Raw genomic sequence first — 12,852 nt, 5'->3', positions numbered from 1 at the left:
ACGGGTGGGTCCCGGCGACGCGGTGCTCCTGCGGACCGGCCACGGCCGATTCCGCCGCGAGGGTTGCGTGGCCGGCGGTTTCGCGCAAACCGGCTGGCACGCGTCCTGCCTGCCGTGGTTGCACGAGCGCGGCGTCGCGCCGGTCCGTTTCGCCGGCACCTCCGGCAGTCCGGTCAACCCGATCGCCACCTTCTGACCGGTACGCGGGGACCGGAGATCGACCGGCACGTGCGGCGCCTCAGGGCAGCGACGCGAGTTTGGCGTCGAGCGCCCCGGTGTCGGCCTCCCCGAGCGCGGAGAGGAGGTCCCGCGCCCGCTCCCACGCCCCGCGGGCCGACGCGACGTCGCCGGCGGCCAGGTGGGCGTCGCCGAGACTCACCAACGCGTCCGCCTCCAACCGGCGGTGACCGATCTCGTGGCGCAGGCGGACGGCGTGCCCGTAGCAGGTGACCGCGTCGGTGAACGCGTCGAGCTGAAGGTGCGCCTGCCCGAGGCTGGCCCAGGTGATCGCCTGCCCGAGCACGTTCTCCGCCGACGTGAACAGGGCCAGCGCCTGCTGGCAGCTCTCGATCGCGGCGTGGTGGTCGCCGAGCTGGCCCTGGGACCAGCCCACCGCGTTCAGCGCGAAGGCCTGGCCGGTGACGTGGCCGGCCTGCCGGTGCAGCCGTAACGCCTCCCGGGCGTGGCCGAGCGCCAACTCGGGCTCGCCCGTCTGGTCGCGGATCCAGCCGAGGTTCAGCTCGACCCGGGCCTGCCCGGCGAGGTCGTCCAGCCGCCGGTAGCGCTCGTACGCCAGCTCCAGGTGGCCCTGCGCGTCGGCGTACCGGTGCAGCGCGATGTCGGCGAAGCCGAGCACCCCGTGGGCGTACGCCTCGGCCCGGTCGTCGGCCAGCCGGACGGCCGCCGCCAACGCCGCCCGCAGGCTGCCGGTCCAGTCCTGGAAGTAGCCGCGCTGGTTGAGGTAGGTGGTGACCGCCCAGGCGAGGTGGCACGTGTGACGGTCGAAGCCGTGGTCGGCGGCCAGCCGCAGCGCCGAGAGCAGCACCGGGTGCTCGTCGGTGAACCACGCCAGCGCCGCGTCCCGGTCGGCCAGCGGCACCGGCGCGACCCCGGGCCCGGGCGGATCGATCGGCAGCCGGTCCCGCTGCGGGTAGAGCAGTTCGTCGGCGGCGTACGCGACGCCGAGGTAGTGGTCGAGCAGCCGGGTACGGGCGGCGTGACGGTCCGCCTCGCCGTCCTCGGCCGCCGTCAGCTCGGCGGCGTACGCGCGCAGCAGGTCGTGGAACGTGTACCGGCCGAGCCGGTGCTCGCTGAGCAGGTGGGCCCGGGTCAGCTCGGTCAGGTGGCGGCGGGCCTGCGCGGGCGTGATCCCCGCGAGACTGGCCGCCGCCGCGACGGCGAAGTCCGGGCCGGGATGCACGCTCAGCAGCCGGAAGAGCCGGGCGGTGGCCGCGTCCAGCGTCCGGTACGACCAGGACATGACCAGCCGCAGGTCGGTGACGGGTTCACCGCCGTCGAAGGCGTCGAGGCGACCGGTCTCCGGCCGCAGGTGCGCCGCCAGGTCCGTCAACCGGAACCCAGCGTGGATCGCCGCCCGGGCGGCCACGACCGCCAGCGCCAGCGGCAGCCCGGCGGACGCGCCGACGATGGCGTCGACGGCCTCGGGCTCGGCGCTCACCCGTTCCACGCCGAGGCGCCGGGTCAGCAGCTCACGGGACTCGGCCCCGGACATGACGTCCAGGGTGACCGGATGGGCGCCGTTCACGCTGACCAGGCCCAGGAACTGGTGCCGGCTGGTGACGAGGACGAAGCAGCCCGGCGCTCCGGGCAGCAGCGGGCGTACCTGCTCGGCGTCGCCGGCATTGTCCAGCACGACGAGCACCCGTCGGCCGGCCAGCAGGCTCCGGTACCGGGCGACCTGCTCGTCGAGCCCGGTCGACGGACGGGCCGCCGATCCCGCGAGGGCGTCGACGAACCCGGCGAGCGCTGTGCTCGGACCGAGCGGGACGCCGCCTGGGTCGAAGCCGCGCAGGTTGACGTAGAGCTGACCGTCGGGGAAGTGTGCGGCGACGTGGTGCGCCCAGTGCACCGCGAGCGCGGTCTTACCCACCCCGGCGGTGCCGGAGACGATCGCGAGGCCCATCGCGGTCGGCTGGTCCACCGACCGGGCCAGGATCCCGTCGAGGCGGGCCAGTGCGCCCGCCCGGCCCACGAAGCCGAAACCGTCCGCCGGCAACTGCGCCGGAACACCACTCGTCGGGGGCGGGTTGGGCGCTCCGGCGAGGAAGCGGTCCCGCCGCGACCCCTGTAGGCCGAAGGCATCCGCCAGCAACAGCATCGTCGCCGGACGCGGCCGGGCGATCCGCCCCGCCTCCAGGTCCCGCAGGTGACGGACCGACAGCCCGGTCTTCGCGGCCAGATCCTCCTGCGTCAACGCGCTGCTGCGCCGAAGCTCCTGCACGGCCTCCCCGAACACGGGACTCACCGTATCGACGGCGCTGAGCGCGGACAATCGGCCTTACGACGCGAGAGCCGCGGCCGGCGCGGTGTCGCAACCCCGGGCGGTCGTGACCTTCGGGGACTGCTGGCGCCGGCCGCGGTCAGCACGGACACGGCGGTGCCGGATGGCCCGCACCCGTCAGGTCGCGGCGGCCGGTGGCGACAGCATCCGGCGTCGGGCCCGGCGGCCACTGCGCACCAGCAGGATCCCGCCCACCATCATGGCGAGTGCGACAAGCGTGAAGGCTCCGGCGATGATCAGGTAGACCACGTCCAACGGCTGGCCGATTCTCCGCGGCGTGCCGTCGTCGCCGGGGCCGAAGTGCGTACCGGCGCGGTCCGCTCCCACCGCGGCCAGCGGTTGCGGGGTGACCTTGGCAGCGGCACGCAGCGCCTTGGCGGCGTTGATCACGCCGTATCCGGTGCTCGGGTCGTGCCGGTCGGGGTGCGACGCGGTGTCCCGCAGGATGTCGGCCACCTGGCGCGGCGCGAGCTTCGGGTACTTGGCCACGATGAGCGCGGCGACCCCGGCCGTGAGCGCCCCCGCCTGCGAGGTGCCCTGCCCCGAGACCCGGCCGGTCCCGTTGAACTTGGCGCCCCAGATCTGCACGCCGGGCGCGGCCACGTCGACGTACGAGTGCACGCTGGAGAACGGGGCGCGGCCGCCACTCGGGGTGCTCGCAGCCACGCCGATCACCCCGGGATAACCGACCGGGTAGCTCACCGGGTTGTCCTCGTCCCCCTCGTTGCCGGCGGAGGCGACCACCACGGCCCCCTTCGCCAGCGCGTACTGGACGGCGTCCATCTCGTCCGGGTCGTACGCGCTGAACGGGGCGTCCGACCCCAACGAGAGCGAGATGACCCGCGCCCCGGCGTCGGCGGCCTGGCGGATGGCGTTGGCCACGGCACCCGCCTGCTTGTCGTCCGCTGGCTTGCCGAGTGTCTGTTCCCAGCTCTTGTAGTCGGGATCCTCCAGGTCCCGGATCGCGCGCAGCCCGAGCACCTTCGCGCCCGGGGCGACATCCAGGACGTTGGACGCCATGATCGTGCCGTGTCGGCCGTACCAGGACTCCTTCTGGTCGGTCTCGCCGAGGAAGTCCCGTCCCTCGGTGGCCCGCCCGTTCAGCAGCGGGTGACCGGTACGGATCCCGCTGTCGACGACGGCGACGGTGACCCCCTCGCCACGGCTGATGGCGTGTGCGGACGAGACCGACATCGCGTCGAGTTCCCAACCTCGGCCGGCCGCCTGCGCCGGCGCTCCCGACGCCAGCAGCACCGCACCGACACCCGCGCAGGCGACGGTCCGCGCCGCCCTCCGGTACCACCGGCTCATCGTCCGTTCACCGCCTCGTCGAAGGAGTGCGAGAACGCGTAGAGCAGGTCGATGGCCAGGCTCCGGTAGACGCGGGTCTCCGTCCGGCCGCTGGACTTCCACTGGCCGGGCAGGTCGCCGTACCGGCGGTCGGGGTCGGTCGGACCGACCGTGATGGCCGCCAGGTACGGGCCGAAGAGGGTGGGGCTCATGGCCCCTCCGCCGTAGCCACGGCTCGCCCGCCAGCCCGCGGCGGCCGTCTTCGCCGCCGGGACCGGGATCACCACCGCTCCCGGGTGGTCCGCGACCACACTGAAGCCGGACCGCTCGACCGCGAGCACGTCGTCGTGTGAGCCGAGCACGCAGAGCGCGACGGTGGCCGCGGCCTCGCCGCCGGCATCCACATAGGTCGCCCGCAGCACGGTGGTGCATCCGTGGGCCGTCGCGGCCTCCGCGAGCCCCGCCGTCAGCGCCGTGCGGCAGTCACTCTCCTCGGCGATGGTCTGACGGACCCAGCCGGGCGCCGGTTGACCGCCGGAATCCGGCCGCCCGGAGGCCGAGGGTTCGCGCAGCAGATCCGGGAAGATCTCGTCGGTACGCAGGTTGTGCCAGGCCGCCGGGATGAAGGCGTCGTTGCCGGTCTGGATCTGGTGATTCTTGACGGCGGTGAAGGTCACGCCGCCGGCGGCCAGCAGCGGGAGCACCCCGAACAGCACTGCCAGCGTGCCGAGGACCCGGCGCTTGCGACCGCCGGACCGTCCACCCTCCGCAGTGGACGGCCCGGGTTGCGTCACCGGCATCGCCGGTACCTGGTACCCCGGCGGAGGGTGCGGCGCGAACGCCGCGGGTGCGGGTGGTGGTGTCGGCGGTTGCCCGTAGTGCGAGGGAGGGTGAGACAACGCTGCGCTTCCTTCCCGCCCCTGGAGCACCTCGGGGCGACAGCAGTATTGGATCTCTATCGACGATTGACTGGGGGATGCTACCCGGGGCGTCCACGGGTACGGTTTCGATGCCCGACAAACGCCGGGGCGGCAACGGCCGGCCCGGTGGCGACGGACGGTGGAAGGAGCGACGGTGGCGCAGCCGAGAGCACTTGTGGTCCGAGGCGGGTGGGAGGGGCACCAGCCGGTCAAGGCGACCGAGTTGTTCATTCCCTTCCTCGAACGCAACGGCTACACGGTACGGGTCGAGGAGTCCACGGAGATCTACGCCGATGCCGACGAGTTGGCCGGCACCGACCTGATCGTGCAGTGCATGACGATGTCGGAGATCACCTCGGCCCAGGTGGCCGGACTCGCCGCGGCGGTCGTCGCCGGCACGGGCTTCACCGGCTGGCACGGCGGCATCGTGGACGCGTTCCGCGCCTCGGCGGAGTACCTGCACCTGGTGGGCGGTCAGTTCGCCACCCACCCGGGCAAGGAGCCGTGCGAGCGCCACGGTGGCGAGGAGGACAACTTCCTGCCGCACACCGTGCGCGTCACGGACCTCGGCCGGGAGCACCCGATCACCGCCGGGATCGACGACTTCGACCTGGTCACCGAGCAGTACTGGGTGCTGCACGACGACCTCGTCGACGTTCTGGCCGTCACCACCCACCCCACGCGGGAGTGGCACCCGTGGCACCGGCCGGTCACCTCGCCGGCGATCTGGACCCGACGGTGGGGCGCGGGCCGCGTCGTCGTGACCACTCCGGGCCACAGCCTCGACGTGTTGGAGCACCCGGCCGTGCGTACCGTCATCGAGAGGGGGATGGTGTGGGCGACCCGCACGGCGTCGGCATCGTAGGTCTCGGGGTCATCTCCCGCGCCTACCTGGACACCCTCGCGCACCACCCGGCGGTGCGCATCGTCGCGCTGGCCGACCTCGACGCGTCCCGGTCGGCCGCGGCGGCGGCCACCGTCCCCGGCAGCGAGGCGATGAGCGTCGACCGCCTGCTCGCCCACCCGGACGTGGACACGGTGCTCAACCTGACGATCCCCGCGGCGCACGCCGATCTCTCGCGCGCCACGATCGACGCCGGCAAGAACGTGTACGTCGAGAAGCCGCTCGCCGTGACGTTCCCGGACGGCCGTTCGATCATCGAACGGGCCGCCTCGGCGGGCGTGCACGTCGGCTGCGCGCCGGACACCGTCCTGGGCACGGGCACGCAGACGGCGCGTGCGGCGATCGACGACGGCCTGATCGGCCGCCCGATGTCCGCGACGGCGGTCATGGTCACGGCCGGGCACGAGCGCTGGCACCCGCACCCCGACTTCTACTACGCCCCGGGCGGCGGCCCGCTGTTCGACATGGGGCCCTACTACCTGTCGGCGCTCGTGCACCTGCTGGGCCCGGTCCGCGCGGTGGTCGGGGCCGCCAGCCGGCTGCGCTCCGAGCGGGTCATCGGCTCGGGCCCGCGCGCCGGCGAACGCATCGCCGTCGACGTGGACACCCACGTCACCGGCGTCCTCGAACACGTCGACGGCGCGCTGTCCACCATCACCACGAGCTTCGACGGCACCGCGACGACCGCCGCGCCCATCGAGGTCCACGGAGAGACCGGCAGCCTCGCCGTACCCGATCCGAACTACTTCGACGGCGAGGTCCGCCACTTCGCGCTGGGCGGCGCCGAGTGGCGTGCGCTGGAACCACGCGCCGGGTACGCCGAGAGCGGCCGGGGCATCGGCCTGCTCGACTTCGTGCTGGCCGACGGCCAGCGTGCGCCGCGCGCCGGCGGCGACGTCGCGCTGCACGTCCTCGAGACGATGACCGCGCTGCTGGAGTCGGCGGCGCAGGGCCGGCGGATCGAGTTGACGACGAAGGCGCGGCGGCCGGTGCCCGTGCCGCTCACCCCGGCGACGGAGTGGAAGGGCGCCGGATAGCGACGCTGGTGGACGTCAGATGGTGATGACGACCTTGGCCCGCGCGTGCTCGCCCTCGACGTACCGGATGGCATCGGGCACCTCGTGCAGCGGATACGTCCGGTCGACGACCGGGGTGAGGCGGCCGGCCTCGACGTGGGCGCGGAGCGTGTCGAGGTGCTGCCGGCTCGGCGTCGTGGTGAGCGTGACGACGCGCTGGCGGACCATCGGCGCGAGTAGTCGTCCGCGCGCGATCAGCCACACCGGTCCGACGAGGCTGCCGCCGCCGTACACGCCGCCGCCGGAGAGCACCAGCGTCCCGGTCGGTGTCAGCGCCCGCCGCAGCTCGGTGAGGGAGCGGTTGCCGACCAGGTCGAGGACGACGTCGTGGCGGCGTGCGCCGTCGGCGAAGTCGTCCCGGCGGTAGTCGACGACCTCGTCGGCGCCGAGGGAGCGGACCAGGTCGACGTTGCGGGTGCTGCACACCCCGGTCACGGTCGCGCCCAGCGCCTTGCCCAGTTGCACCGCGAGGGTGCCGACGCCGCCGGAGGCGCCGTTGACGAGCAGGCGCTGACCGGGCTCGACGCGTCCGACGTCGCACAGCCCCATCAGCGCCGTGACGCCGGCCAGTGGCAGGGCCGCCGCCTGCGCGGGGGTCAGGTTCGCCGGCATGGGCGCGACCTGCGTCTCGGGTACGCACGCGTACTCGGCGAACGCGCCGTTGGCGTCGCCGAGGTCGCCGAAGACGGCGTCGCCCACCCGGATGTCGCGCACGTCGGCCCCGACGGCCTCGACGCGGCCGGCGACGTCCCTCCCGCGGATGTGCGCGCGAGGCCGGGACAGGCCCATCGACAACCGCGCCATCCGGGGATCGCCGCGCATGGCGTGCCAGTCGTACGCGTTGAGCGAGGCGGCCTGCACCCGGACGAGCACGTCGTTCGGGCCGGGCACGGGCGTGGCGACGTCGGTGAGGACGAGGGTTTCTGGGCCGCCGTACTGCTCCTGCACGATCGCCTTCATGGCCCCTCCCTGGGGTGTACGGTGTACACCTACGGTAGGTGTACACCGTACACCTGTCAAGGTGGTTATCGTTCAACAACCGCCGGACAGGACGAGGACGAGATGGTCGAGCAGGCTGAGACGCTGCGCCGCACGCCGCTGAGCAGGGACCGCATCCTGCGGGCGGCCGTCGCGCTCGCCGACGAGGCCGGCATCGAATCGCTCAGCATGCGCAACCTCGCCCAGGACCTGGGCGTCGTGCCGATGGCCCTCTACAAACACGTGGCCAACAAGGACGAACTGCTCGACGGCATGATCGACGTGGTCGTCGGCCAGATCGACCCGCCCGAGCGCGACACCACCTGGAAGGACGCCATCCGCCGGCGCATCCTCTCGGCGCGGGCGGTGCTGCGCCGGCATCCCTGGGCACCGCTGGCCATCGAGTCGCGGACCATGGCCACCCCGGCTGTCCTGACCTACCTCGACTCGGTGGTCGGCACCCTCAAGGCGGGTGGGTTCTCCGCGCACCTCGCGCACCACGTCATGCACACCATGGGCAGCCGGGTGCTGGGCTTCAGTCAGGAACTGTTCGACGACGCCCGCCGCGCCGGCCGGTCCGGACCGACCAGCCCCGAGCCCGCCGCGGCGCTGCCCCCCGAGTTCGCCGCCCGGTTCCCGCACCTGGCGGAGATCGCCACCGCGGCGTCGCACGACGACGAGACGGTCGTGGGGCAGGGCTGCGACGACCAGTTCGAGTTCGAGTTCGCGCTCGACCTGCTGCTGGACGGCATCGAACGGCTGCACGAGCAGGGCTGGACGGCACCGCGACGACCCCGGTGACGCCGAATCTTCACCCCGATGTCACCGGTGGACCCCACAGGTGACGCGTCGGTGTCCGTCGGTGGGGGTTGGCTGTCGGCCGTCGCACTTGTCTTGATCAGGAGCTGATCCGCGTGCCTTCCTCCCGTCGTACCTTCCTCGCCGGTGGCGCCGCCGCCGGTGTGGGCCTCGCCGTCGCCGGCGGCCTGCCGTCCCTGGCGCAGGCCAGCCCCGCCCGACCGCACTCGCCAGTCAAGGGCGGGCGCGTCCCCTTCCCGCCGCTGGTGGACGACCCCAAGGGGATCCTGGCGCTGCCCGAGGGCTTCCGCTACACGATCGTCACCCGCACCGGCGTCACCCGCCTCGACCGTGGTCAGGGTCTGACCCCGGCGGACCACGACGGCATGGCCGTCTTCGACGCCGGACGCGGCCGCTACACCCTCATCCAGAACCACGAGATCGACCCGGGCGCCGAGTTCGGCGTACCCCACGTCAAGGGCACCGTCTACGACCCGGGCGCCGTCGACGCCGGTGGCTGCACGGTGATCACGACCGACGTCGCGGGCCGCAACCTGGGCGAGTTCGTCGCCCTGTCCGGCACCATCTCCAACTGCGCCGGTGGCCCGACCCCGTGGGGCACCTGGCTGACCTGCGAGGAGACCGAGGACCGCGCCGGCGACAGGTGGACCGAGGGTGACCGCTCCGGCGTCTACGCCAAGGACCACGGGTACGTCTTCGAGGTCTGGGCCGACGGCAGCGCCGACCCGCGGCCGATCAAGTGTCTGGGTCGCTACTCCCACGAGGCGCTGGCGATCGACAAGGACCGCACCCACGTCTACCTCTCCGAGGACGCCGACGAACCCAACGGCCTCTTCTACCGCTGGTCCGCGCCGCGCGGCGTGAAGCTGGGCCCCGGCGTGCTGACCCGCCTCGCGCCGGACGCCGGTGTCCTCGCCGCCATGCAGATCATCATGGACGACGGGTCCGTGCTGCCGGACGTGGCCTACCTGACCTCGGCCCAGCTCGGCCGCCCGTTCCCGGTGCGGTGGATCGAGGTGCCGGACCGCGACGCGCGGCACACCTCCGTCCGCGAGCAGTTCGCCGACGGTCAGGTCACCCGTGGCCGCAAGTTCGAGGGCGTGTGGAGCACCGACGAGGGCGTGTACGTCGTCAACTCCTACGCCTGGGACGAGGGCGACCTGCCGGCCGACGCGGCGCCGCACGACGGCATGGTCTGGTTCTACCACTTCAAGGACCAGACCATCCAACTCGTGACGTACTTCCCGCACCAGGCCGCCTCCGAGGAGGGGACGCCGGTGAAGTACACCGACATCACCTTCGACGGCCCGGACAACGTGACGGTCACCCCGTGGGGGAGCCTGGTGCTCGCCGAGGACGGCAAGGGCGCCTCGCACGTGCTCAGCACCATCCCGGGCGGGCCGACCTACGCGATCGCCCGCAACCAGCTCAACGACTCGGAGTTCTGCGGGCCGACCTTCAGCGCCGACGGGAAGGTGCTGTTCGTCAACATGCAGGACCCGGGTCTGACCCTGGCCATCACCGGCCCGTGGGAGAAGTACCTGGGCTGACGAACGAAGGACCGGCAGGTGGGGAGCGGGCTGCGGCCCGTCCCCACCTGCCGTCTTTTCAAACCTCGACAATGCCTGACTCTTGTCACGAGTTCGTGTGCACCTCGCATCACGGTCGGTGACTAAGCGCACTGGAGCCCACCGGGGCCCGTCGATGAGACTCGATGCAACGCCGGACGACAGCAGCCGGCCGGATTCGAGAGGTGGCGGGACAGTGGACGAACGCTACGACAGCTACTGCGCCGCGGATCGCCTCTTCTACGACTCGCTCGGCAGCGCCGTCGCGCAGCCCGTCTTTCCGGCCGCCGACCGTCCGATCCCGACCGGCTGGCGCCGCGAGCCGCTCGACGACTGGCTGATCTACGCCCCCGACGGCGGTTCGCTGCCGCAGCAGGGCTGGAAGATCCACGTGTCGGCGGGCCTCGCGAACGCCGAGCGGGTGCTGGACGCCGTCTGGGACTACTGCGTACCCCGGGGCCTGTCCTTCAAGTTCCTCCGCGGGCCCCGCACCCTGCTGCTGCGCAACTCCAAGTACGCCTCCCGGGCCGCCAGCGGCAAGTTCGTCACCGTCTACCCGCGCGACGACGCGGAGCTGGAACTGGTCTGCAAGGAGCTCGACGAGCTGCTCACCGGCGAGACCGGGCCGTACATCCTCAGCGACCTGCGGTACGGCGCCGGCCCGGTCCACGTGCGCTACGGCGGTTTCGCCGCCCGCTACTGCCACTCGCCCGACGGCCAGGTGGTGCCGGCGATCGAGGACGACTCCGGCACGCTGGTGCCGGACCGCCGCGACCCGGTCTTCCACGTGCCGGACTGGGTCACCCTGCCCGACTTCCTCGGCCCGCACCTGGCGGCCCGTAGCGGAACCAGCACCGACCAGGTGCCGTACCGGGTCGAACGGGTGATCCACTTCTCCAACGGCGGTGGCCTGTACGTGGGCCGCGACCTGCGTACCGACACCGAAGTCGTGCTGAAGGAGGCCCGGCCGCACGCCGGCCTGGACGCCGACGGCGTGGACGCCGTCGCCCGACTGGCCCGGGAGGCCGACGCGCTGCGGCAACTCGCCGACCTGCCGCAGGTGCCCCGGGTGCACGACGAGTTCGACCTGGGCGAGCACCGGTTCCTCGCGCTGGAGTTCATCGAGGGCCGACCGTTGAACAAGGTGCTCGTCGACAGGTATCCCCTGATCGACGCCGACGCGACGGACGAGGACCGGGCCGCGTACGCCCGCTGGGCCCGGCACGTCCACGAGCAGGTCGAGACCCTCATCGCGGCGATCCACGAACGCGGCCTGGTCTACGGCGACCTGCACCTGTTCAACATCATGATCCGCCCGGACGACCGGGTCGCCCTCGTCGACTTCGAGGTGGCCGCCCCGATCGACGGACACCGCCGACCAGGGCTGCGTAACCAGGGCTTCGCGGCTCCCCGCGACCGGACCGGGCCGGCGGTCGACACGTACGCCCTGGCGTGCCTGCGGCTGGCGCTGTTCCTGCCACTGACCCAGCTCGTGCGGCTCGCCCCGGCGAAGGCCGCGCACCTGGCGGACGTCATCGCCGCGAACTTCCCGGTGCCGAGGTCCTTCCTCGACCCGGCGGTCGAGGAGATCACCGGCGGCCCGCAGGCGACGGGGGCGCACGACGCGTCCGTCACGCCGGACCGGTTGGCGACGGCGATCCTGGCCAGCGCCACCCCGACGCGCGACGACCGGCTCTTCCCCGGCGACATCGAGCAGTTCCGCAGCGGCGGCCTCAACCTCGCCCACGGGGCGGCGGGAGTGCTGTACGCGCTGCACAGCAGCGACGTCGGACGGTGGCCCGAGCACGAGGACTGGCTGGTACGACGGGCGACCGCGCCCCCGTCCGGCACCCGCTGTGGCTTCTACGACGGCCTGCACGGTGTCGCCTACGCCCTGGAGAGCCTCGGCCGCCGGCAGGACGCGCTGGACGTGCTCGACATCTGCCTGCGCGAGCCGCTGGACGGACTCGACCACAGCCTGGCGAGCGGGCTGTCCGGGATCGCGCTCAACCTGGCCGAGTTGGCCGCCCGTACCGGGGAGGTGTCGTTGCGCGACGCCGTGTGGCGGGTCGCCGAGCGGGTGATCGGGCAACTGGCCGACGATCCCGGCCCGGACATCAGTGGCGGACGCCACCCGTACGCCGGGCTGCTGCGCGGCCGGACCGGACCGGCGTTGCTGCTGCTGCGGCTCCACGAGCTCAGCGGCGACGAGGAGCTGTTGGGGCACGCCGCCACCGCGCTGCGCCAGGACCTGCGCCGGTGCGTGCTGCGGCCGGACGGTGCCCTGGAGGTCAACGAGGGCTGGCGGACCATGCCGTACCTGGCACACGGCAGCGTCGGCATCGGACTGGTCCTCGATCAGTACCTGCGCCATCGCGACGACGACGGGTTCGCCGAGGCCAGCGCGGGCATCCGCCGCGCGGCGCGGTCACCGTTCTACGCGCAGACCGGGCTCTTCGCCGGTCGGGCCGGCATCATCGCCTACCTCGCGGCCTCGAACCGCGACGGCGACCGCCTCGAACTCGACGCGCAGGTGGACCGGCTGGCCTGGCACGCGCTGCCGTACCGGGAGGGGACCGCCTTCCCCGGTGAGCAGCTGCTGCGGCTCTCCATGGACTTCGGCACCGGCACCGCCGGCGTGCTGTACGCGCTGACCTGTGCGCGGCACGACGACCCGCCGACGCTGCCCTTCCTCGCGCCCCTGCCGGGCGCGCAGAGACTCCCCCGTGACAGCGGGGGCGACCGGATCGACGAAGGAATGGAAGGGAGGTGAACG

10 protein-coding genes are annotated in these 12,852 nt (G+C 72.9%); 6 read left to right on the top strand and 4 right to left on the bottom strand.

Annotated features, from left to right (window positions below):
* Window positions 1-4: 4 nt before the first annotated feature.
* Window positions 5-196 (top strand): hypothetical protein, encoded by a 192-nt coding sequence (locus ACN269_RS07390; protein ID WP_421471709.1) that lies wholly within the window; start codon window positions 5-7, stop codon window positions 194-196.
* Between the two features lie 42 nt (window positions 197-238).
* Here ACN269_RS07390 and ACN269_RS07385 read toward each other — a convergent pair whose 3' ends face one another.
* From ACN269_RS07385 to ACN269_RS07375, 3 genes are all read right to left on the bottom strand, one after another.
* Window positions 239-2,476 (bottom strand): ATP-binding protein, encoded by a 2,238-nt coding sequence (locus ACN269_RS07385; RefSeq protein WP_421471708.1) that lies wholly within the window; start codon window positions 2,474-2,476, stop codon window positions 239-241.
* Between the two features lie 162 nt (window positions 2,477-2,638).
* Complete coding sequence (locus tag ACN269_RS07380) at window positions 2,639-3,832, bottom strand: S8 family peptidase (RefSeq protein WP_421471707.1); 1,194 nt, start codon at window positions 3,830-3,832, stop codon at window positions 2,639-2,641.
* Window positions 3,829-4,611: a hypothetical protein gene (locus ACN269_RS07375; protein ID WP_421471706.1), complete on the bottom strand. Its 783-nt coding sequence runs from the start codon at window positions 4,609-4,611 to the stop codon at window positions 3,829-3,831. Before ACN269_RS07375 ends, ACN269_RS07380 begins: the two co-directional genes overlap by 4 nt.
* Before the next feature lie 274 nt (window positions 4,612-4,885).
* Here ACN269_RS07375 and ACN269_RS07370 point away from each other — a divergent pair, with 274 nt between their 5' ends.
* The gene (locus ACN269_RS07370) at window positions 4,886-5,596 is read left to right on the top strand and encodes a ThuA domain-containing protein (RefSeq protein ID WP_421471705.1); all 711 of its coding nucleotides are present in this window, start codon (window positions 4,886-4,888) and stop codon (window positions 5,594-5,596) included.
* A complete protein-coding gene (locus tag ACN269_RS07365; RefSeq protein WP_421471704.1) occupies window positions 5,566-6,672 on the top strand; it encodes a Gfo/Idh/MocA family protein in 1,107 nt (368 codons plus the stop codon). The genes ACN269_RS07370 and ACN269_RS07365 overlap by 31 nt, the downstream gene beginning before the upstream one ends.
* 15 nt (window positions 6,673-6,687) lie before the next feature.
* On the opposite strand, the gene ACN269_RS07360 is transcribed toward ACN269_RS07365, so the two are convergent.
* Window positions 6,688-7,671: an NAD(P)-dependent alcohol dehydrogenase gene (locus ACN269_RS07360; RefSeq protein WP_421471703.1), complete on the bottom strand. Its 984-nt coding sequence runs from the start codon at window positions 7,669-7,671 to the stop codon at window positions 6,688-6,690.
* A 102-nt stretch (window positions 7,672-7,773) separates the two neighbouring features.
* Here ACN269_RS07360 and ACN269_RS07355 point away from each other — a divergent pair, with 102 nt between their 5' ends.
* From ACN269_RS07355 to lanKC, 3 genes are all read left to right on the top strand, one after another.
* Window positions 7,774-8,490 (top strand): TetR/AcrR family transcriptional regulator, encoded by a 717-nt coding sequence (locus tag ACN269_RS07355; protein WP_421471702.1) that lies wholly within the window; start codon window positions 7,774-7,776, stop codon window positions 8,488-8,490.
* A gap of 113 nt (window positions 8,491-8,603) precedes the next feature.
* A complete protein-coding gene (locus ACN269_RS07350; protein WP_421471701.1) occupies window positions 8,604-10,058 on the top strand; it encodes an alkaline phosphatase PhoX in 1,455 nt (484 codons plus the stop codon).
* A 214-nt stretch (window positions 10,059-10,272) separates the two neighbouring features.
* The gene (gene lanKC, locus ACN269_RS07345) at window positions 10,273-12,849 is read left to right on the top strand and encodes a class III lanthionine synthetase LanKC (protein ID WP_421471700.1); all 2,577 of its coding nucleotides are present in this window, start codon (window positions 10,273-10,275) and stop codon (window positions 12,847-12,849) included.
* Window positions 12,850-12,852 lie beyond the last annotated feature (3 nt).

The organism is Micromonospora sp. WMMD736 (assembly GCF_049179015.1).
Lineage (GTDB): Bacteria > Actinomycetota > Actinomycetes > Mycobacteriales > Micromonosporaceae > Micromonospora.
The sequence above is the reverse complement of the archived record's forward strand: the minus strand, read 5'-3'. Positions and strand labels throughout refer to the sequence as shown.